Annotated in this window: 19 protein-coding genes; 11 read left to right on the top strand and 8 right to left on the bottom strand. The window is 36.6% G+C overall.

What is annotated here, in order from left to right; translation table 11 throughout:
* The first annotated feature begins 19 nt into the window (after positions 1-19).
* Positions 20-1,222, top strand: coding sequence for a tetracycline efflux MFS transporter Tet(H) (gene tet(H), locus GTK47_RS05780; RefSeq protein ID WP_165122386.1), 1,203 nt, complete (start codon positions 20-22; stop codon positions 1,220-1,222).
* Between the two features lie 75 nt (positions 1,223-1,297).
* Here the strand turns inward: tet(H) and GTK47_RS05775 are convergent, their stop codons facing one another.
* From GTK47_RS05775 to GTK47_RS05750, 6 genes are all read right to left on the bottom strand, one after another.
* Positions 1,298-2,065, bottom strand: a complete 768-nt coding sequence (locus GTK47_RS05775) for a class I SAM-dependent methyltransferase (protein WP_165122385.1) — start codon at positions 2,063-2,065, stop codon at positions 1,298-1,300.
* A 91-nt stretch (positions 2,066-2,156) separates the two neighbouring features.
* Entirely contained in the window at positions 2,157-3,779 is a 1,623-nt protein-coding gene (locus GTK47_RS05770) for an ABC transporter substrate-binding protein (RefSeq protein WP_165122384.1), read from the bottom strand.
* Positions 3,780-3,805: 26 nt separating this feature from the next.
* Complete coding sequence (locus tag GTK47_RS05765; RefSeq protein ID WP_165122383.1) at positions 3,806-4,738, bottom strand: ABC transporter ATP-binding protein; 933 nt, start codon at positions 4,736-4,738, stop codon at positions 3,806-3,808.
* Between the two features lies 1 nt (position 4,739).
* On the bottom strand, positions 4,740-5,534 hold the full coding sequence (locus GTK47_RS05760) for an ABC transporter ATP-binding protein (protein WP_165122382.1): 795 nt from the start codon (positions 5,532-5,534) through the stop codon (positions 4,740-4,742).
* 1 nt (position 5,535) lies between these two features.
* Positions 5,536-6,396, bottom strand: a complete 861-nt coding sequence (locus GTK47_RS05755) for an ABC transporter permease (protein ID WP_165122381.1) — start codon at positions 6,394-6,396, stop codon at positions 5,536-5,538.
* A gap of 5 nt (positions 6,397-6,401) precedes the next feature.
* Positions 6,402-7,337 (bottom strand): ABC transporter permease, encoded by a 936-nt coding sequence (locus GTK47_RS05750; protein WP_165122380.1) that lies wholly within the window; start codon positions 7,335-7,337, stop codon positions 6,402-6,404.
* Positions 7,338-8,999: 1,662 nt separating this feature from the next.
* Here GTK47_RS05750 and GTK47_RS05745 point away from each other — a divergent pair.
* From GTK47_RS05745 to GTK47_RS05730, 4 genes are all read left to right on the top strand, one after another.
* Complete coding sequence (locus GTK47_RS05745; RefSeq protein ID WP_165122379.1) at positions 9,000-9,599, top strand: common pilus major fimbrillin subunit EcpA; 600 nt, start codon at positions 9,000-9,002, stop codon at positions 9,597-9,599.
* A gap of 66 nt (positions 9,600-9,665) precedes the next feature.
* Positions 9,666-10,352 (top strand): hypothetical protein, encoded by a 687-nt coding sequence (locus GTK47_RS05740; RefSeq protein ID WP_165122378.1) that lies wholly within the window; start codon positions 9,666-9,668, stop codon positions 10,350-10,352.
* A 17-nt stretch (positions 10,353-10,369) separates the two neighbouring features.
* A complete protein-coding gene (locus GTK47_RS05735) occupies positions 10,370-12,880 on the top strand; it encodes a CS1-pili formation C-terminal domain-containing protein (RefSeq protein ID WP_165122377.1) in 2,511 nt (836 codons plus the stop codon).
* 13 nt (positions 12,881-12,893) lie between these two features.
* The gene (locus GTK47_RS05730; RefSeq protein ID WP_165122376.1) at positions 12,894-14,465 is read left to right on the top strand and encodes a fimbrial protein; all 1,572 of its coding nucleotides are present in this window, start codon (positions 12,894-12,896) and stop codon (positions 14,463-14,465) included.
* A 26-nt stretch (positions 14,466-14,491) separates the two neighbouring features.
* On the opposite strand, the gene GTK47_RS05725 is transcribed toward GTK47_RS05730, so the two are convergent.
* Both GTK47_RS05725 and GTK47_RS05720 read right to left on the bottom strand, forming a co-directional pair.
* On the bottom strand, positions 14,492-14,689 hold the full coding sequence (locus tag GTK47_RS05725; protein ID WP_165122375.1) for a hypothetical protein: 198 nt from the start codon (positions 14,687-14,689) through the stop codon (positions 14,492-14,494).
* Positions 14,690-14,763: 74 nt separating this feature from the next.
* Positions 14,764-15,066 carry a phage holin family protein gene (locus GTK47_RS05720; RefSeq protein ID WP_165122374.1) on the bottom strand — a complete coding sequence of 101 codons (303 nt, stop codon included), beginning with the start codon at positions 15,064-15,066 and terminating at the stop codon, positions 14,764-14,766.
* A 577-nt stretch (positions 15,067-15,643) separates the two neighbouring features.
* On the opposite strand from GTK47_RS05720, the gene GTK47_RS05715 reads away from it, so the two are divergent.
* The 6 genes from GTK47_RS05715 to GTK47_RS05690 all read left to right on the top strand — a co-directional run bounded on the left by GTK47_RS05715 (position 15,644) and on the right by GTK47_RS05690 (position 21,695).
* Entirely contained in the window at positions 15,644-15,904 is a 261-nt protein-coding gene (locus GTK47_RS05715) for an ogr/Delta-like zinc finger family protein (RefSeq protein WP_165122373.1), read from the top strand.
* A 272-nt stretch (positions 15,905-16,176) separates the two neighbouring features.
* Positions 16,177-17,241 carry a dihydroxyacetone kinase subunit DhaK gene (gene dhaK, locus GTK47_RS05710; protein WP_165122372.1) on the top strand — a complete coding sequence of 355 codons (1,065 nt, stop codon included), beginning with the start codon at positions 16,177-16,179 and terminating at the stop codon, positions 17,239-17,241.
* A gap of 30 nt (positions 17,242-17,271) precedes the next feature.
* Complete coding sequence (gene dhaL / locus GTK47_RS05705) at positions 17,272-17,904, top strand: dihydroxyacetone kinase subunit DhaL (protein WP_165122371.1); 633 nt, start codon at positions 17,272-17,274, stop codon at positions 17,902-17,904.
* 41 nt (positions 17,905-17,945) lie between these two features.
* Complete coding sequence (dhaM, locus tag GTK47_RS05700) at positions 17,946-19,394, top strand: dihydroxyacetone kinase phosphoryl donor subunit DhaM (RefSeq protein WP_165122370.1); 1,449 nt, start codon at positions 17,946-17,948, stop codon at positions 19,392-19,394.
* Between the two features lie 950 nt (positions 19,395-20,344).
* A complete protein-coding gene (locus GTK47_RS05695; RefSeq protein WP_165122369.1) occupies positions 20,345-20,944 on the top strand; it encodes a common pilus major fimbrillin subunit EcpA in 600 nt (199 codons plus the stop codon).
* Positions 20,945-21,008: 64 nt separating this feature from the next.
* Positions 21,009-21,695 (top strand): hypothetical protein, encoded by a 687-nt coding sequence (locus GTK47_RS05690; RefSeq protein ID WP_165122368.1) that lies wholly within the window; start codon positions 21,009-21,011, stop codon positions 21,693-21,695.
* Positions 21,696-21,712: the final 17 nt, after the last annotated feature.

The raw sequence follows: 21,712 nt of genomic DNA, 5'->3' as shown, positions 1-21,712 counted from the left end.
ATAGATTTTTAGGATCTCAATGAATAAATCAATTATTATTATACTGCTGATCACCATATTAGATGCCATTGGTATCGGGCTTATCATGCCAGTACTCCCTACGCTATTAAATGAATTTGTCAGTGAAAATTCACTGGCAACTCATTACGGTGTGCTATTAGCGCTCTATGCTACCATGCAGGTTATTTTTGCCCCTATTCTAGGGCGGCTGTCTGATAAATACGGCAGAAAACCTATCTTGCTTTTTTCCCTTTTAGGCGCGGCACTCGACTACCTTTTAATGGCATTCTCAACCACACTTTGGATGCTCTATATTGGGCGCATCATTGCGGGGATCACGGGTGCAACAGGTGCCGTATGTGCATCAGCGATGAGCGATGTGACTCCTACTAAAAACCGAACTCGCTATTTTGGTTTCTTAGGCGGCGCTTTTGGTGTTGGTCTTATTATTGGCCCAATGCTGGGGGGATTATTAGGTGAAATCAGTGCTCATACGCCATTTATCTTTGCCGCTATTTCACACTCGATTTTATTAATACTCTCTTTGCTCTTTTTCCGTGAAACACAAAAAAGAGAAGCACTTGTTGCAAATAGCACACCTGAAAACCAAACCGCATCAAATTCAGTCACTGGCGTTATTAAGAAAAGCCTCTACTTTTGGTTAGCAGCCTATTTTATTATCCAGTTTATCGGGCAAATTCCAGCCACCATCTGGGTGCTGTTTACACAATACCGTTTTGATTGGAACACAACCTCTGTCGGCATGTCTTTGGCTGTTCTAGGTGTATTACATATTTTCTTTCAGGCGGTTGTTGCTGGAAAATTAGCACAGAAATGGGGCGAAAAAACCACCATTATGATCAGTATGTCTATTGATATGATGGGGTGTTTATTATTAGCGTGGGTAGGCCAAGTTTGGGTTATCTTGCCAGCATTAATTTGCTTAGCCGCTGGAGGTATGGGGCAACCCGCTTTACAAGGCTATTTATCAAAATCTGTCGATGATAATGCACAAGGGAAATTACAAGGTATGCTGGTGAGCCTAACCAATATTACTGGAATTATTGGTCCTCTCTTATTTGCCTTTATTTATAGTTATAGCATTGCTTATTGGGATGGTCTGTTATGGCTGATGGGGGCAATATTTTATGCCGCGTTGCTTATTACCGCTTATTTTCACCAAAGAAAAACCACTCCTAAAACTGTTATTTCAGCATCTTAATACTAAAAAATTATAAAGATCATAAAAGTCCTATTCACTTTTAATAGCGTGGATAGGACTTTATTTTTATCGCAATTAATAAGTCACTTTTACCCGAGGCTTACTAGCTGCGATCATAAACATCGGTGTTGAGCGATAAAGCACTTTACGTTTTTCGTCATACACTCGCTCATTAATATTGGTTAAACAAGTCAGTTCTGAATAACCTAGAGTGACTAATGTATCAAGATCCCATTGTGGTCTAATTTTTTGACACATCGGCATACTTTTACGGTAATCGAGCATTGCATCGCTATACCCTGCTGGCTTTTCATTAAATAGTGCAATATATGCTTCAATATCTTCACTGTTTTTCTGATTTAAGGTGTCATCAAATAAATAGCGATTCCAGTTAGCATCAAAAATTAGCGTTCTTGCGCCCGGTTTTAAGACACGTAACCACTCTTTATAACCCTGTTTTGCATCTAATAACGTCCATGCCACATTACGGCTAATCACCAAGTCAAAGTGATCATCAGGGAAAGGTAAAGAGTGGCTATCACCTTGCATTACGTCAATACCAACTTGGTAGGCTTCAAAGTTTTTCTTAGCAACATCAACCATCGCCTCAGTACAATCTATTGCCGTCACTTTATGCCCTGCTTTCACCATAATAATAGAAAAAAAACCGGGGCCGGTTCCCACATCTAGCACCTTTAATTTACCTTGTTGGCCACAATACTCATGAATAATATTCAACCACGCTTCTCGTTGGAAACCGTTTAATTCTAATTGGATCAAATTACTGTAATTCTCAGCACCCTCTGTCCAATTTTTTAATAATTTATCTTTTGAGTCCTGCATAACAAAACCTATCAGTAAGTAAACTAAAATAAATAAGCAAAATTACGGCGCCACTAAGATCTGATATAGATAACAAAGAGCGCCGTAGAGACTATTTTTCAGATGTATGAGGTACAGTGAGTTTTTCCCATGCAACAGGTGCGTAGTTATTTACGCCCACTTCAAAATTAGCGACCTTCTTAGGATTAATAGCAAAGTTTGTCACGGGATGATAAACCGGCGCAGTGATCGCCTCTTCACTAATAAAGGTCATAATGCCGTCATAACCTTTTTGGCGATCTTCTTCATTTAATGTCGCTAAAGTTTTATAAATCATCGCTGAGAGATTTTCGTCATACCACGCTTTAGCTTGCTGATTATTAGCTTGAATATCGTAGATCTCTAGCATAGAGCTATGAGGCATCCATGAATCTGAAGCTGTGCGCATTAAAGCCATATCAAAATCTTTGGATCCTAAAGTGGATTGGGTATAACCATTACGATCGAGTATTTTTAAATTAACTTGAATACCTGTTTGCGCTAATTCTGCTTGAATAAATTCGGCAAGGGTTTTCCATTCAGGAAATTCGTCTGTTGTTAGCAAGAAAGAAAAAGCTAAAGGCTTACCCTCTTTTTCAAAAATACCTTGGGCATTTTTGCTATATCCAGCCTCAATTAATAATGCCTGCGCTTTATCTTTATCACCCACTAATGTGGTGTTATTTTTTGCATTCGCATAAGGCACTCCAGATTGATACATTCCAGTCGCTTCTTTACCGATATGATTAAAGAGATCTTCTGCAATGCTTTTTTTATCAATCGCGTAGTTAATTGCTTGGCGAATACGCTTGTCTTGTAATTCAGATGTACGTTGGTTAAAAGCAATAAAGTGAGAACTTAATGTATCAGCGGTAAATGTTTCAAATTTCTTATCTTGTTCTAGTTCCTGAATATTTCCCATTGGGATTTTACCAATCAGATCACCGCCAATAATATCTACCTCACCACTTTGTAAGGCAAAAACACGCGCTTGACCATCAGGAACCACTTTAAAGATAATGCGATCTAACTTTGGTTTCTCACCCCAATAATAAGGATTTGGCACCAGCGTAAAGCTTTTGTCTTTCTCATAGCTTTCTAGCATCCAAGGGCCTGTTCCGACAGGTTTAGTAAAGGTTTTACCGTCTTCACCTAACGACGCGGGGCTTAAAAAGCGCACAGGTCGAGGATAGGTCATTTCCATTAAAATAGGATAAGAAGGATTTTTGTAAGTAATACGCACAGTGTATTTATCAATGGCTTCCATTGAATCCACTAATGTTGCGGTAATTTGGCTATAACGAGGATTATTCACCCAACGTTTTAAGTTAAAAATAACCGCATCAGCATCAAACGGGGTACCATCTGAAAACTTCACATTTTCGCGCAGTTTAAAGGTATAGGTTTTCCCATCTTCTGAAATATCCCAACTGGTTGCTAATGTGGGAATAATCTGCCCCTCACCGCCATCTTCTGTTAAACCGTCATAAATCATCTTAAAGACAAAATGAGGACCGTTATAACTAGCAGCATCAAGCATATTCATCGCACCATCACGATAAATAGCCACGACAACTTCTTTTTTCTGTTCAACTTGAGGGGGGTTTTCTGTTGGTTTTTCATCATTACAGCCCGTTAATGCCGTTATTGAAAGAAAACCAACCAATAAAGTTCGGTGTATTAATTGTTTAAACATATTTTTCTCTTTCTATCTTATTGTTATCAATTGATTATTTGATGACATGCAACCCAATGATCAGATGTAATTTCTATCAAAGAGGGTGTTTGTTGCTTACAGATATCTTGTCGATTTACACAACGATGGTAATAAGGACAACCTGTCTGTGTTTTAGGTGCATCGGTGTAGATTTGTTGTTTAAAAGGCGTGCGTTGTGAAGGATGAGTCGGTAATACAGCAGATAATAAAGTTTGACTGTATGGATGCTGAACACGGTTATCCATTTTAGGAATAACTTCAACAATATGACCAAGATACATCACAATAATACGGTCACTTACAAAATTAACCGCAGAAATATCGTGAGAAATAAATAGATAAGTCAGTTGTAATGTCTTTTTAAGGGTATTAATTAACGTGAGGATTTGTTGCTTTAAGGCAAAATCAATACTCGAGACAATCTCATCACACACCACAAATTCAGGTTCAAGCACAAGCGCTCTTGCAATGCCAACCCGTTGTTTTTGCCCACCTGAAAGCGCATCAGAATGTCTTGATAAAAAAGAGCTATCTAAGCCGACTAATTCTAATGTTTTACTGATCAGATGCTGACGTGCTTGGCGAGTAAGGTGTTTATAATTAATGAGTGGCTCAGCAATAATTTGTTCTACGGTAAAATAAGGATTAAAAGCATCTGCACTAGCTTGAAAGATCATCTGCATATTTTGGCGAATATGGCGCATCTGTTTAAAACTAAAATGCGTGATCGCCTGTTTCGAAAACGTAATAACGCCCTCATCACTTTGTTCTAATTTCAGTAATAATTTGCCAAGCGTCGTTTTTCCACATCCAGATTCCCCAACAACACCCAACGTTTCTCCTCGATAAATACAAAATGAAGCATTGGCAACAGCACAGGTTGTGACGCCATTTTTTTTATAATATTTAGAAAGATTTTTTACTTCGACTAATGGCATCTTATTTTCCCTGCTTTATTGTTGAAAATAAACGCTGGGTATATTCATGTTGAGGCTCATCAAAAAGTTGAGTCACACTTCCTGAACTCACAATATTGCCTTGATACATCACATAAACGTTATCAGCCATTTGCGCCACAATACCGAGATCGTGCGTGATCAACAAAATGGCGATCCCCAATGATTTCAAACGATCAATTTCATATAAAATAGCCGCTTGCGTTGTAAGATCTAAAGAAGCCGTCGGTTCATCAGCAATAACGACTTGCGCCTCTGATAACAGCCCCATTCCTACCATAATGCGCTGACACATACCGCCACTTAACTCAAATGGATATTTATTTAACAACTCATCGGCATGACTTAATCCAAGGCGAGATAAAATATCTTTATACCGTTGTCGCTTTTCTGTTTTCGATTTTTTTCGCCATAAAGGGGGGAGTGATTCGGCAAAATGCTTTTCTATTTTGATGGTAGGATTTAATGCACTTCTTGGCTCTTGGAAAATCATAGCAATTTTCTGCCCACGAATATTTCGCCACTGCCTTTCGCTTTTATTTGAAATCACTTCACCAGATAACGTTATTTCACCCGAAACAACCTTTCCGGGCTTATCAACTAAATTCATTAAAGAGAGTGCAGTGGCTGATTTACCACTTCCCGACCCACCAATTAGTGCGGTTATTTTTCCGGCATAAAGCTCAAGATCGATATTATTTACAGCTACAAATTCACTCTTTTGTTGTTGGAAAACAGTCGTCAGCTCTTTGACGGATAAAACAGGTTTAGAGCACATCTTAAATCTCCTCCTGTTTTTTCAAATCTAAAGCTTTAGCATTGTTTTGTAAGACATCATTTAACCCTTCACCAATCATATTTAACGCCCAAACTGACAGCATAATGGCGAGTGCAGGATAGATAATCATCATCGGATATTGTGTCATATATTGTCGGCTATCACTGAGCATCACCCCCCAATCTGCAATTGGCGGTTGTGAGCCTAAACCGATAAATGAAAATGCCGCAACGTGTGTAATAACCGCCGCGATACGTAATGTGGCGAGAACAATAATGGATGACATGGCATTAGGAATAATGTGATGAAATATAATACGACGATGAGGTGAACCTACAGAGATAGCCGCTTGAATAAAATCTTTCTCTTTTAACGCAATAACTGAGCCACGAATAATACGGGCAAAAGGCGCCCACCAGAGCGTAATAAACACCAATAAAATCGTCATTAAACTAGGGCCAGTGATCCCAATGGCTGCCAGCGCCAATAAACTGGATGGAAAGGTTGATGCAATATCAACAAGACGCATAATTAAGTTGTCGGTTTTGCCTCCTACATATCCCGCTAAAATTCCCAATGGAATACCAATACTAAGCATTAATGCAGTAGCAAGTACCGCTGTCGAAAGACTGGTACGGATCCCATAAATTAAGCGTGAAAAGACACAACGCCCTAATTGGTCGGTTCCTAGTGGATAATCAAAACTAGCACTCATCAGTTTTAATTTAACATTAGTCAAATAAGGATCATGAGGAGCTAAATAAGGCGCAAAAATACCCAAAATAACGAGAAAGAGGATGATCACCACGCCAGTCATTGCTAAACGTTGTTGTAAAAATCGCTGCAAAAAATTCAGTTGCATGGTTATCACTCCATCATTATTTTTGGATCGATAAAAACATACAGCACGTCTATCAAAAGGTTAATAACAATGTAGGTTACCGCCACAACAACGATATATCCTTGAATAACAGGCAAATCTTTAAGTCGAATACTGTCTACGGCAAATTTGCCAATGCCATTCCATGAAAAAATAGTTTCACAAGCAAATTGCCCACCTAACAACTTACCAAAATTCACGCCAATTAAAGTAATGCAAGGCAAAACAGCATTTTTTAAACCATGACGAAAAAGGGCAGCTGTTTTACCTAATCCTCTTGCTCTGGCTGCTCGAATATAATCGGTATAACTCACTTCGATTAAGTTGTTACGTAAAATACGGGTATACATAGCTGCATAACCCGCACTGAGCGTTAAAGCAGGTAAGAGAATATTTTGCATGCTATCGCCTGCAATCACCGGCGCAAGATGCAATTGGATCGCAAAGATATACAGTAATAATAATCCGAGACAAAAATCGGGTAAGGTTGCTGCAACTGTGGTTAAAAAACGAATACCGTGGTCAATCGGCGTATCTTTAAAACGCACCGAAACTAACGCGATAGGGACACATAAAATGATGGCAAACAATGTGGAAACCAACGCCAATTTTAACGTTGCAGGAAATCTGTCCATAATTTCTTGGCTGACGGGTAAACCAGATTGAATCGATGTACCGAAATCGCCTTGTAAGGTGTGTACCAACCAACTTAAATACTGAATATACAGAGGTCTATCTAATCCAAGTTCTGTTCTCACCGCGGCAATACTGTCGGGTGTTGGAATGATCCCCTTGCTTCGTAAGGTAATCTCAGCAATATCACCCGCTGAAATATGACTTAATATAAATGCCAAGATACTGACAATAATAAGCATGGGAACAACTTGGATAAGTCGTTTAAAAATAAAGCGTTTAAAGTTCATTTTGATAATTTATTATAATGATAAATTTGGCGTCTAATAACTTAAAGCCAAAGTATAGAGTTTAATCACTGATGAACTATTGATATAACACGTTATTCATTCAAATTCTTTAAATAAATAAAAAATAAATTTTTTATTTTATCTATATTCTAAAGATAAAGATTTATATTTTAAAAACAGTTATAAACAAAATTATATTTGGAATTTTAGAAATAATAACAATTTATTTAGATTTTATTTATATCATTTAAAATCAATGAGTTAAAAAAACAAAAGGAAGATAAAAACAAATACGAATGAATTAATAGGAATAAAATGACTATTTATTTTATTTATCATGAAAATGTTTCTTTAAAATAGGATAAATTGGCAAAAAAGGCACAAATTAGTAAAAAGGTAGAGACAAAAATATTAACAATACTTATAAATAAAATAGTTAAAAGAGAATATTTAAATCCTTACTTCATTATTCAACTCTTATTAAAAACTAGAAAGCATCCCTAAGTAATCGATTTCAACTTCATATCCTCTATTATTAAATACTAAAACAAAACTCGGATTAACATAACTGATCTCTAAATCCATCTTGATTCTCTCTTTGTTAATATCCTACACACTCTTTTTGATTACATGTAAAACAGAGAAAGTTGGTGCCTGTTGTTCTGTTGCAAAAGACAAACATCATCAAATTCCGTCGAAAACTTTATTTGAGTGATTATCTCTTTTTAAGGTAACTACTTCATCACATTATTATAAGTATAAATACTCTATTTATATTAAATTGCATAAGAGAGCAGTTTAGTTACATAGTTATTTTATGATAGTTATTTTCAATCGTATTCACCTTGAATAAAAAACAAATACTTCATGATTAATTTACTTTTTATTTACATAATAAAATTATTATCCAACTAAGAATAAAAATAGAATTTCTATTAGTTTTAGCTCTATTTAAATAATAATTATTTGTAGTAGCTGTCATATATTAATTTAGATCAATATTCACCAATCATTTTTAGACACTTCCAATAATAAAGTTTATCTGTTAATTCGAAACCCATCACAAAACAAATAAAACACCAATTAAAGTCCAAAAAAGACTAAGTTACTGGACTTATATTTCTAAAAATTACCTTACAAAACAAAAAAAAACAAAAAGAGAGTAAATAAAAATTTTTATATAGTAATAAATAATCATAAATACTTAAGTTATCTTTACTTAATAACAATAAAAAACTCGATTTACGCGTATAAAAATCTAGATAAAGTTTAAAAACACTAATATTTTTATTTTGCAGCAGAAAATCCTATGAGATTAATCCTATCCCCATAAAAATTTTAAATTGTAGAATTGACCTCAAGACAAATTGGTAAATAAAACAAATAATCCAAAAAAGAATAAATACACTTATTTTTAGCTTTATTACTTTTTTGTATATTTGAATATATTGACTAAAAGCATAAAGAGAATTGACATTCAAAAATTCAAACAATCAGCTTTCCATTTCAAAAATATATTTTATTTAAAATGAGTCTATTTAAAATTCATTTTAAATAAGTATTTTTACTAAAGTCTAAATAACTGAATAACAGATTATTTTTAAATAACATCTGTTATTTAAAAACATTATGTAATAAGAATTAATCTACGAAGGATATTTTATGAAAAAGCTTACATTAGCCGTTCTTGCAGTAGCTATTATGGGTGCAACAACTCTTGCTCAGGCAGATACTCGTAAAGCAAGTGCTGTTGCTTCATGGGATGCGAAAGCATACAAAGATACTAAAAGTATGTTAGTTGTTACCCCATTAAAATCTTTAACTTTCTATTATGCAGAAGGTATTAAAGCATTTAACTCTCAAGATGGTGCGTTCGATATCACTATTCAAGGTCAAGAAAATGCCACTGACTTTAAACTGACTTCAAAAATCATCACCGATAAATTAGTACGTGCTTCTGATAACAGTGAATTAACTGTTGGTGTTAAATGGAATGGTACTGATTTAACTAGCTCAACAGAAACCACCATGGTTGACGTTGCTGCTGGTACAACTGCAGGTCTTGATTTCTTAGCTCAAGACGGTGCTTACAACGGTAAAGAGCGTGTGAGCGGCCAAAGCCAATTCACGTTTAATATTGCTTCTGCACAAGTTGCAGGTACTGATGCTCAATTCTCTGATTTAGCAGACGGTTACTGGGATGGTGACGTTAAAGTTCAGTTTACTGCAACTTGGGAAGGCAACTTCACTAAAGCACCATAAGCTACAAAGTAAGTATTTTAATAAATACGGGATGAGCGAATTTTCGCTCTCCCTCAAGGATCCACGATGAAAAAAATAATATTAGCGTGTTTGAGTCCTTTGGTTTTTTATAGCCAATTTGCAGCAGCCATCCATGTCGGCGCCATTACTGAAACAATGCTGTCTGATCAAACTATTCTTGCTAAAGAAATTGAAAATAATGTCGAGCAAGCACGGTTAGTCGGATTATCTATTGAGCGTATTTCATCGCCTTTAGAAGATGGAAAAGTGATCCCTTTAGTTAATAATGAGATTTTGATCTCACCAGCAAACTTAATTTTGCCCGGAAAAACCAAAGAAAATTTCAAGATTTTTTATAAAGGTCCTAGTGATAATCAAGAACGCTATTATCGCTTAGTTTGGCGTGATGATCCCGTGACTGAAACTGGATCAACACAGAGTTCAAAAGCAGCAACTGCGACCACATCAGCAATGATAAGCACTATTTTAGTCGTCGCTCCACGTCAAGAAAACTTCAGTTACCGTTTCGATAAAAACACTCGTATTGTTTATAACACGGGGAATAGCTCATTCCGTACTGTCGCCACAGGCGATTGTATGCCTGATGCCGTGACAAAAAATGAAAATAATCGTTGTAGTGAACGCTATTACGTCATGCCGGGCCTTGGTGTTAAGTTAAAACAAGTCGATGTTCAAAGCAAAAGAGCAACTGTCGGTATTTGGCATAACGATGATTTTATTATTATAAATTAATTTAATAAGGATTCATTGTGCGTAAATCAGGGATAGCTCTAGGTATCGCTTTATGTCTTTTATCCGGAAGTGCATTTAGCCAATCGTCTAGTTTAAAGATGGGTAACTACATCATTCCTAGTGTCTTCGTAACTGCGTTAGAAGAAGGCATGACGATCCCTGTTTATCTACGTTATAACCTTTCTAATCAATCTGTATTAGAAGAACAAAGCCGTAATAAAATTGCCGATGCACTAGTGGTACTTAAAGACAATAAAATCACGATTAACTCAGTGACTCCAACACTAGATGAAGGTGATGCACAAGTTGCCTCTCTCAATGAACAACTCCTCCAATCATTAAACGAACTGAAAGATAAACCCTTTGATCAAAATAATAAGATAGTGCTTTCCCCAGATGCTACGCTTAATTTTGATTTAAGTACCTTTATTATGTCGTTAGATGTTAATGAAACAGGCCTTGCCACTCAAGTTAAAGCCCGTTCGGAAATGTTGGGAAAATCAACCGTTGATAATATTTCCTCCGTTACCACCTATGATTTAGGTGTCTACAACAATCAAGTGAAACAGCAAAAAGATAACACGAATAGTTATTTTTCAATCGACAGTATTTGGAGTTTTGCTGAAAACCATTTGAATTTAAGTGCCACTGCATATGGTCTAGGTACCGCAGAGCAGTCTTTTGACTTTTATCGTGCCATGTTTGAACGTGACTTTAATGGTCGCCGTTTTGCTTTTGGTCTATTAAATACATGGAACTTACAATCTATCGCTTCCATGTCAGCACTTAACAGTAGTAAAGTTTATGGTGTTACTTACGGTAATAACTCATCGTCTAAAATAAGCCATTCTCAACTCTCTCTAACACCTATTACAGTCTTTTTGCCAAGTGCCGGTGAAGTCCGTCTTTATCGCGATGGAAAATTATTAAGTATTCAAAATTTCCCAATGGGAAGTTTTGAAGTCGATACCGCACCACTTCCTTTTGGTATTTATGAAGTCGATGTCGAAGTAGTGATTGATGGGAAAGTTCGCTCTAAGCAACGTCAAACCGTCAATAAATCTTACAATATGAAAGGCGCAACCTTAAACCAATTCCGTTGGGAATTATATTCAGGATATGTAGATTACAAAAAACGTATTAAAAATAATAATAACGAATATCGTACAACCAGTGGCGATAATACGGTCTTAGTCGGTGGCGCAGGTGCGATTACATTAGGTGTATTTTCAGGTTTGAACTTACAGGGTTCTGCTTATGCCTTTGATAATCTTGCCGTATTAGAAACCAATAGTAATTTACAATTAACGGATACCCTCTCAACCAGTTGGCAGGCATTAATTGCTAAAGATGGTAGTAACCGCAATATTTTCACTGCTAATTACTCCTTGCCTAAAGGGATTGGCGCATTATGGGTCAACCGAGAAAAAGGAAATATCAAAGATGATTTCCCGATGTATGACACTGATAACTACTCTTTTGGTACTACGCTGAACTTAACGCAATTTTGGGAATATGCAGGCTCATTTACTTATTCCCACACTAAAGATTTAAGAGACAAAAATAAGTCTAACAGTTTTGAATATGCAACTACACTTTATACAGGTCGTTACGGCAGTATGAGTTTGCGTACTGGTGTTCAACGCTACCACTACGACAACCAAAACAGCACCAACGAAAAATACATCACTTTAGATTTCTCACTGCCGTTAGCAACATGGCTTAGTGCAGGTGTTTCTTCTAGTAATGGTAATGTGCGGGGCGAGTTATCTGCATCGAAAAGCTTTGAAGATTCCGCTATTCGTAACGCAGGCTTATCCATGTCCACCTTATTACATGATAAAGACGGTACTGACAGTGATTTCTCTGTCAGCGGTTACGGCTCGTTTGATACTAAATACAGCACCGGTACGTTAACCATGAGTCGCCCTAATAATGATCGTTTGAATACTACATTAACGGCGCGAGGCTCACTGGCTTATAGTGATATGAATTTCTCCGCCAGTGGCAAACAAGAAACATCGGGTGTGATTGTCAAAACTGGGATTGATGGTGAAGGCCAAATTGCTGCCAACGTCAATGGTCAACGCTTTGTGTTATCGGGTAGTAATAACTTTATTCCGCTCTCTCCTTATGCCGAATATAAAGTCGAATTGCTGAATGATAAAAACAGTGAAGACAGCTTTGATATCGCCTCAGGCCGTGTAAAAAATGTGGTACTTTATCCGGGTAACGTTGCAGTACATCAGCCTGAGTTAAAACAGATGGTTACTGTGTTTGGTCGAATGAAATCGCCTGATGGCACGCTGTTAGCCAGTGCACAAGTACGTAACCATATCGGGCGCACTCAAACCGACCATCAAGGGCAGTTTGCGATGGATGTTGATAAACGTTATCCAGTGATTTCATTACAACAAGATGATAAACAAATTTGTGAAGCTGAATTAGATCTGTCGTCAGCTCGTGGTGTGCTGTGGGTAGGTGATGTGATTTGTGATCCACAAACTACATTGGTAAACCGGAATTAAAGGAAAGCATATAATGTTTAAACATTATTTATTATTAATACTTACCCTTTTTGCTACATTTACTGCCAGTGCAGTAACCTACACCAATGATATTGTTTTTATTGAAAACAATATTGATAATGAATATTTTATTACTCCACAAAAAACGGATCCCCGTTTTAGTGGTGCTAACGTTTTTACTAAATACAGTGATAATCAACTTAGTTTAGGCTACATGGGATATACAGGTGCTGTACCTCTCTACAATTACTTTGATATTTGGTTAGAAAACTCCCCAATTAAAATGCCATTTATTGGTAACCGTTGCTGGAGAACCTATAGAGATTGCCCTTCTGATGGTATACAAAGACCTGAACAGGTTTTAAATGACGGAATGTATCGTGCTTATATGAATACTCATGGCGGCGAAGCGGGTATTCCTAGAGCAATATTCTCTGATTCTTTTTATCAATATATGCAAAACTTGCCTGTTGGCAGTACTGAGAATTTTAGTTATTTCTTCTGCTATACCAAAAATGATTACAACCCGGCATTAGGCCAAACATGTCGTTCTGTAAACGGTAAAGTAAATGAGCAAAGTTTTGCGATCACCAAAAAAGGGCATATAAGACTAAAATCAACCAATGCGTTACAAGAGATTTTTGTCGATAGTGAAGGTAATGCTGTATTAGGCTTAGGCTCTAAATTTTGTGAAATTGTTGGCGATAATGTTGTCTGCAAGATGGTCGATTATGAGCTAAAAGGCGAAAGCTTAAATGTTATGAGACTGGCGATGAAAGTCGATACAACGACATTATCATTTACACCAACAGCGAGTGATATTCTTCTTTCAGCAACACCTACATCAAGAACCTTTTATTATTCATCAGCAACCATTGCCTCTTATTTAATCACTCCTGGTAATGGTGGCGTTTATGTCCATTTCACAAAAAGTTTTTTTAAAAAATTAATTAAAAACAACGTGGATCTCTCTAAGAGCCAAGATTTATTTACCTTTAGTTTTACCAATACTGCGGTGCCTCAATCAGGGTTCTATGAATTTACACCATCAAATACGATTATTATCAAGCCTCGTGATTATGGCATTAGTATTGTTTCTAAAGAATTAGTCAACAATCCTCATAGAGAAGGAAAAGTGGGTGATAAAGAGCCACCGCTAATCTTTGACTATATTGTAACCACCAGCGCATTTCGCCAAGCCAATAAAATTACTGCCGCCGTTGAAGGACCTAAAACAACAATCCGAGGTCAGTCTTACTGCTTATTTAGTTCTAAAGATAAAAAAATCAATGTGCCTTTTTCAGCCTATTTAACGTATACCGATGAAGGTGGCTCAAAAGTAAAAAGCCGTACTGCTTGCGATAATGTGCCTATTTCCATTAAAGAAGCCTTATGGACAAAAACCACATGGCCTTACCCTTATCAGTTAGAAGGTAATTTCTATCGTACCGACTTACAATTAACCTTTCCTATGAATGAAAGTGCTTCTCTTTTCTCAATGGAAGGTGAAGACTGGATTGGTGTAGTAGAGGCTCGGGGCTATGTTAATGTCTTTGCAGAATGGTCAGGAACTGACATTCACTAAGTAAAATAAGCGTCTCCTCTTTTATATTAGGGATAATTTTCCTCTAATACATAAACAAAAAGTTGAAGATCAAGACAAGCATCCATGTTTGCTTGATCTTCGATTTGCGTTATTAACATCCGTTGTTCTAACGCTATATTATCTCGATGCCATCCTTGAGCAATCCAACCCAAACTAAACGCCAGTAGTGCAATCCATGCATATAACGCTTGTGTGTTGAACATGACCTAACTCCTTAGTCATTCGAGACAAAACTGATTTTATCGACTTTTATTATGATGAAAACGTGTTGCACTTTTTACTTGGTATCATCTTTTTCTTTCCCTGAAAAAAATTGATTACCGCGTTTACGTAACCAGATTTCGACTAACTGATAACCCACAATACCGAGCGCTGAGCCAATTCCCATTACTGCGACAGGATCAATTCCAGGCCATAAAATAAGCAGTGCACCAGCAACAACAGAAACCGCCGAGCCTAAAATAATTTTGCCGATAAACAATCTTAATGTAATGGTTTCATTCGCAACGAGCATCTTCCCTAATGCAATAAAAGCGCCCACTATGACTAACGATATCAATGTGCTGTCATATTCATCCATGAATACACCTCATCTCTGATTACACTTTTTTAACCGTAAAAAGAACCCTCACCTCCCAACATTCATCAGATAATCTGTAAAGAATTAGCAGTAAGCCACGACCCTGTGTAACTGAATAAATTCCCGATTGAGATAACGTAAGTTCCTTTTATTTTAACTACGCGCAACATCCATTTGCGATAAACAACAGGCGATTCAGTTATATTACTGCTAACTTCCTTGTTAACTTGTAATAGACATCCTTATCTATTGCTTTCTACTTACACTGAAAATCAACAAAAAGAATAAACAATAAATTCAATATCTTGCTTATCTCCGTATCATTTAACGTGAAGCTATTATCTACAAAGTTTGTATTTCAGGCTAGTAAGTTTGTTCGGTTAATGTCGGTTATCGGAGCTTACCCGACAATAACCGAACTATTTACATCAATTAAAACAAATAAACTTGTTTTGAGCATCTTTAAATAGCTTTAAAACAAAGATTTATATAAAAAAACAATAAATAGACTGGTTATAATACAAATTTCAGCTAATATAGAAGCTATCTGATAGCCCTTAGTAGAGAGATAAACGAGATGCGTGTCTTAACTATTTTTTGTCCTGAATGCGGTGAAAAAGCGCTTGTAAAGAAAAGTAATCGTAAACACAAAGAGTTATCCGATCTCTATTGTGCTTGTCGTGATCCTGAATGCGGTCATACCTTTGTTTTAAACCTCACGTTTAGTCATACCCTTATGCCAAGTGCAAAAAACAAAGATACATTGTTATTAGATGTGATTAAAAACCTTTCTCCAGAACAGAGAGAGAAAGCACTCACTCTTTTGCAAGGTATGTAACCATCACTAACAGACACTCACTTTTTCATTTATTTTTATGATCTTGCTCCCATTCTGACAGGTTATTTGACTAACCTATTCTTATAGAAAGATAAATGATGTAGATTCATTTTTAAGCTAAATAAAAATAATTCTTATGTTTAAATAAAATAGACACCGCCCATTTATGCCGTGTTTGCCAATCCTTCAATAAATAATTTGTCAGCCACCCAAACCAGAAACCCTATTTCTGGTTTGAAGACTAAACACAAATTTCAAACGGAGCATTTAAGATGAAAAAGCTGATTAATCGAGTTGATGATGTGTTATCTGAACAACTACAAGGCTTTGCAAAAGCCCATCCTGAAATCAAACTTCATCCCTCCTCTTTTTATGTCACGCGAAAAGATGCTCCAGTAAAAGGTAAAGTTGCTCTATTGTCCGGCGGTGGTAGCGGGCATGAACCGATGCATGCCGGTTTTGTGGGAAAAGGAATGCTTGATGGTGCATGTCCGGGTGAAATATTTACATCACCAACACCTGATAAAATGTATGACTGCGCCAAAGCCATTGATAGTGGTGAAGGTGTTTTAATGATCGTAAAAAACTACACTGGTGATGTGCTGAACTTTGAAACAGCAACAGAACTGCTTCATGACGATGGTGTAAAAATCGCAACCGTGTTAGTTGATGATGATGTGGCAGTAAAAGATAGCTTATATACCGCAGGACGCCGTGGTGTTGCCAATACCGTTTTAATCGAAAAGCTACTGGGTGCGGCGGCTGAGAGAGGCGACTCTCTTGATGAACTGGTTAAATTAGGTCATCACATTAATAATAATGGTTTTTCTATCGGCATTGCCTTAGAAGCCTGTACGGTTCCAGCAGCAGGGAAACCCTCTTTTACTTTACCTGAAAATGAAATGGAGTTTGGTGTTGGTATTCATGGTGAACCGGGTATTGATCGTCGTAAATTTACTTCCCTGAATGATACCGTCGATGCCATGTTTAATACCTTAATTGAAAATGGCCACTATCAACGTGTGATCCGCAATTGGGATCGTGAAAACGGCTCTTGGATCGATGAAAGTCAGGAAAAACAACCTTTAAAATCTGGCGATCGCGTCATTGTTTTAGTTAATAACTTAGGTGCTACACCACAATCTGAGCTTTATGGTGTTTATAACCATTTAATCCAATGCTGTGAAAAATTTGGCTTAACCATCGAACGTTCTTTAATTGGTTCTTATTGTACTTCGCTCGATATGTCAGGGATCTCCATTACGTTATTGAAAGTGGATAACGAATTATTGACCTTATGGGATGCTCCAGTAAATACACCTGCGATGGTGAAATAAGTCTTTAATAACAAGAAAAAGGAACAAGAAATGGCTTTAACTCACGCTCAAATTATTCTTTGGTTACAACAATGCGCACTGCTGTTTGAACAAAATAGTGATTATTTAACGGATTTAGATCGTGAAATTGGCGATGCTGACCACGGTTTAAATATGAACCGTGGCTTTAGAAAAGTGCAGGAAAAACTACCTGAACTTGAAGGGCAAGATATTGGTACCATCCTCAAAACCACAGGCATGACATTGCTCTCAAATATTGGCGGAGCAAGTGGTCCTCTATTTGGTACCTTCTTTATTCGTGCCGCCAAACCCACGGCTTCATTGCAAAATCTAGAACTTAACCAACTCGTTGAAATGGTAACTGAAGGTGTAGAAGGCATTGTAAGCCGAGGAAAAGCAGAGCCAAATGATAAAACCATGTGTGATGTTTGGTGGCCAGTAGTTGAGTCATTAAAACAATCTAATGAACAAAATCTTTCTATTAAAGAAGCCCTCAACCAAGCACAAATTGTCGCTGAAAAAGCCGCTGAAAATACTATCCCGATGCAAGCTCGAAAAGGACGAGCAAGCTACTTAGGTGAGCGCAGTATCGGGCATAAAGATCCCGGTAGTGCTTCTGTGGTACTGATGATACAAGCCCTTGCAAATAGCATTAATGCATAACTGACCAAACAACCAATATAAGCAACCAATAAAGGTCTACCATGATAAATATTGTTATTGTTTCTCATAGTAAACATCTCGCTGATGGTGTGGCAGAGCTTGCCAGTCAGATGCTTAATCCGGCTCATTGCCAACTTGCTGTTGCCGCAGGTATCAACGATGAAGAACATGCGATTGGTACCGATGCCGTTAAAATTATGACGGCGATAGAATCACTTTCTCAAGCACAATCTATTGTTGTGATGATGGATTTAGGAAGTGCAATATTAAGTGCAGAAACTGCGATTGAGTTACTTGATCCCGAGCTCGCTGAAAAAGTCACCCTCTGCTCTGCCCCCTTAGTTGAAGGTACGCTTGCTGCGGTTGTCGCCGCATCTTCAGGAGCGTCATTAGAGAAAGTGATTGAAGAAGCTTCAAATTCTTTATATCCAAAGAAAATCCAGCTGGGTGAAAATTTCGTTCAACCTAAAAATGATATTAATGCCCCAGTCAAAATTCACGGCAAAGAGGCAAGTTGGGTTGTTCGTAATCCTCATGGATTACATGTAAGACCGGCTGCAACTTTAGTTGAAGTACTTTCTGCTTTTCAGGCAGATTATCAACTCGTTAAAGGGGATAGACGTATTAATCCTCTCAGCTTAAATCAGCTTTCATTAATACAAATTCGCCAAGGTGATGAGATAACGCTAATTGCCTCTGGTGAGCAAGAAGATGAGGCGATTGCCGCTTTTCTTGAACTTGCCAAAAATGGCTTTGGTGAAGAGCTGCCTTCTGATTCTAATACCATCACATTAAAAGGTATTTTAGCCCCAGTGTCTCAAATTAAAGCCCCTGCTTTTATTTGGCATGAAATAGAGCTATCACCGATAGAAAACTTATCTGAGCCGCTTGATATCCATGCCCAAATTGGCAAACTTAATTTTGCAATAAAAGAGACACTAAAAGCTCTAAAACAGACAGCCAATAAAGCGAGCCAAAAATTAGGTGAGCATATTGGTGCTATTTTCAATGGCCATATCATGATGTTAGATGATGATGAGTTAATAACGAGTGTGATTGAACGCATTAAAGAAGAGAAGATCAGTGCCCAACAAAGTTGGTCAGATGAAATGCAAGAAAGAACACAACTGTATTGCGCCCTCACCGATCCCTATTTACGTGCGCGTGAACTCGATCTTCGAGATCTGCGTAATCAGGTGCTTTATCATTTACAAGATAAAACACGCCCAAGTTTCACCCCTTCACAACCGGCTATTTTGGTCGCAAAAGAGCTTTTTCCTTCTACACTCATTCAATTAATTGATAGCCAATTAGTTGGTATTGCTTTAGCAAAAGGCGATAGCCGCTCTCACAGTGCGATTATTGCGGCGGAAATGCGCTTACCAATGTTAGTCAATTTAGGGCCTGCGTTATTAAAAGTCTCTGAATCTCAAAAGCTAAAATTAGATACAAATAAGAATGAATTAGTTATTGAACCAATAACGTTATAAACCTTTTTTCACATTAACCGCATAAAAAACCCGCACAATCATGTGCGGGTAAGTCAACGAAAAATTCTATTACAATTAATTCCGCATAGAAAATAAATTAATATTTCATTAAAAGATTAATTTCACCTTAATTACTTAATTTTAGAATCAATCTTTTTAATATCCTCCTAAAAAGACATTTCATCCTTTAAAGATAATATATTTACAATGAAATAAGTAACATCGAGTAATTATATTTCACTCTATATAAAAATATAAATCATAATTAGATGGTTTATTTTTTTTAATTTATAAAAAACATGCCTATTTTATAGGTTTAAAATGAAATTTACTCACGCAATGAGTAAATATTTAATTTTAAGACCCACACAAGAATTATAATCTAAATACAAATAAATTATTAATATAAAATATAGAATAAAGTCTATTATAGAATAAAACTTTTCAAAAAAAACCAAAACCTCCAAATAATAACTATAACAAAAAACAAAAAAACATAATGAAAATTAATTAAAAAATAAAAAAAAACACAAAAAATCGAGGATACATACAAAATGTATTAATTAAATTAATATATACAAATTAAGGAATAACACTTATAGGAATTTTCTCATCAACTTATTTTTCTATATTGTTTAGATTAGAGCCATAAGAAAAATTTAATTATATTTATATTTAATTTTACAAATTAAAATATATTAAATAATTCTCAGTCATTAATTAACCACAAACTAAAAAGTAAATTATTTTTTATTTTTGGGGGTTTAATAAAAAGAACAAATAACAACTCACCTAAAGACAATCAATAAAAGAGTCATTCTTTAAATATTTCATTGGAATTATTTAAAGAGAAATTCTTTTATTTAAAATAACGCATCAATATATTTAGTTTCTTTCATTAATAGAAAGATAAAAGCGATCTATTATAGACAATCATTAAAGGATATTTTATGAAAAAGCTGACATTGGCTGTTCTCGCTGTTGCTATTATGGGTGCAACAACTCTTGCTCAAGCTGATACTCGTAAAGCAAGTGCTGTTGCTTCATGGGATGCGAAAGCATACAAAGATACTAAAAGTATGTTAGTTGTTACCCCATTAAAATCTTTAACTTTCTATTATGCAGAAGGTATTAAAGCATTTAACTCTCAAGATGGTGCGTTCGATATCACTATTCAAGGTCAAGAAAATGCCACTGACTTTAAACTGACTTCAAAAATCATCACCGATAAATTAGTACGTACTTCTGATAACAGTGAATTAACTGTTGGTGTTAAATGGAATGGTACTGATTTAACTAGCTCAACAGACACCACCATGGTTGACGTTGCAACAGGTGCAACGGCTGGTCTTGATTTCTTAGCTCAAGACGGTGCTTACAACGGTAAAGAGCGTGTGAGCGGCCAAAGCCAATTCACGTTCAATATCGCTTCCGCAAAAATCGCGGGTACTGATGCCCCATTCTCTGATTTAGCAGACGGTTACTGGGATGGCGACGTTAAAGTTCAGTTTACTGCAACTTGGGAAGGCGACTTCACCAAAGGTCCATAAGCCATAAAGTTTATTTTTAATAAATTAGGGTGAGCGAATTTTCGCTCTCCCTCAAGGATCTGTAATGAAAAAAATAATATTGACGTGTTTGTGTCCTTTATTTTTTTATAGCCAATTTGCAGCAGCCATCCATGTCGGCGCCATTACTGAAACAATGCAGTCTGACCAAACCATTCTTGCCAAAGAAATTGAAAATAACGTCGAGCAAGCACGGTTAGTTGGATTATCTATTGAGCGAATTTCATCGCCTTTAGAAGATGGAAAAGTGATCCCTTTAGTTAATAATGAGATTTTGATTTCGCCAGCAAACTTAATTTTACCCGGAAAAACCAAAGAAAATTTCAAGATTTTCTATAAAGGTCCTAGTGATAATCAAGAGCGCTATTATCGCTTAGTTTGGCGTGATGATCCCGTGACTGAAACTGGATCAACACAGAGCGCAAAAGCAGCAACTGCGACCACATCCGCAATGATAAGCACCATTTTAGTCGTCGCCCCACGTCAAGAAAATTTCAGTTACCGTTTCGATAAAAGCACTCGTATTGTTTATAACATGGGGAATAGCTCATTCCGTACTGTCGCCACGGGCGATTGTATGCCTGATGCCGTGACAAAAAATGAAAATAATCGTTGTAGTGAACGCTATTACGTCATGCCGGGTCTTGGTGTCAAATTAAAGCAAGTCGATGTTCAAAGCAAAAAATCAACTGTCGGTATTTGGCATAACGATGATTTTATTATTATAAATTAATTTAATAAGGACTCCTT

Source organism: Proteus sp. ZN5 (assembly GCF_011046025.1).
GTDB lineage: Bacteria > Pseudomonadota > Gammaproteobacteria > Enterobacterales > Enterobacteriaceae > Proteus.
The sequence above is the reverse complement of the archived record's forward strand: the minus strand, read 5'-3'. Positions and strand labels throughout refer to the sequence as shown.

Excerpts from the sequence above, each read along its gene's own strand:
- GTK47_RS05760 (WP_165122382.1), bottom strand. The coding sequence starts at position 5,534 with ATGTGCTCTAAACCTGTTTTATCCGTCAAAGAGCTGACGACTGTTTTC.
- GTK47_RS05740 (WP_165122378.1), top strand. The coding sequence starts at position 9,666 with ATGAAAAAAATAATATTAGCGTGTTTGAGTCCTTTGGTTTTTTATAGC.
- GTK47_RS05690 (WP_165122368.1), top strand. The coding sequence starts at position 21,009 with ATGAAAAAAATAATATTGACGTGTTTGTGTCCTTTATTTTTTTATAGC.
- GTK47_RS05730 (WP_165122376.1), top strand. The coding sequence starts at position 12,894 with ATGTTTAAACATTATTTATTATTAATACTTACCCTTTTTGCTACATTT.
- GTK47_RS05745 (WP_165122379.1), top strand. The coding sequence starts at position 9,000 with ATGAAAAAGCTTACATTAGCCGTTCTTGCAGTAGCTATTATGGGTGCA.
- GTK47_RS05720 (WP_165122374.1), bottom strand. The coding sequence starts at position 15,066 with ATGGATGAATATGACAGCACATTGATATCGTTAGTCATAGTGGGCGCT.
- GTK47_RS05770 (WP_165122384.1), bottom strand. The coding sequence starts at position 3,779 with ATGTTTAAACAATTAATACACCGAACTTTATTGGTTGGTTTTCTTTCA.
- dhaL (WP_165122371.1), top strand. The coding sequence starts at position 17,272 with ATGGCTTTAACTCACGCTCAAATTATTCTTTGGTTACAACAATGCGCA.
- GTK47_RS05750 (WP_165122380.1), bottom strand. The coding sequence starts at position 7,337 with ATGAACTTTAAACGCTTTATTTTTAAACGACTTATCCAAGTTGTTCCC.
- GTK47_RS05695 (WP_165122369.1), top strand. The coding sequence starts at position 20,345 with ATGAAAAAGCTGACATTGGCTGTTCTCGCTGTTGCTATTATGGGTGCA.
- GTK47_RS05775 (WP_165122385.1), bottom strand. The coding sequence starts at position 2,065 with ATGCAGGACTCAAAAGATAAATTATTAAAAAATTGGACAGAGGGTGCT.
- dhaK (WP_165122372.1), top strand. The coding sequence starts at position 16,177 with ATGAAAAAGCTGATTAATCGAGTTGATGATGTGTTATCTGAACAACTA.
- GTK47_RS05725 (WP_165122375.1), bottom strand. The coding sequence starts at position 14,689 with ATGTTCAACACACAAGCGTTATATGCATGGATTGCACTACTGGCGTTT.
- GTK47_RS05755 (WP_165122381.1), bottom strand. The coding sequence starts at position 6,396 with ATGCAACTGAATTTTTTGCAGCGATTTTTACAACAACGTTTAGCAATG.
- GTK47_RS05715 (WP_165122373.1), top strand. The coding sequence starts at position 15,644 with ATGCGTGTCTTAACTATTTTTTGTCCTGAATGCGGTGAAAAAGCGCTT.
- GTK47_RS05765 (WP_165122383.1), bottom strand. The coding sequence starts at position 4,738 with ATGCCATTAGTCGAAGTAAAAAATCTTTCTAAATATTATAAAAAAAAT.
- dhaM (WP_165122370.1), top strand. The coding sequence starts at position 17,946 with ATGATAAATATTGTTATTGTTTCTCATAGTAAACATCTCGCTGATGGT.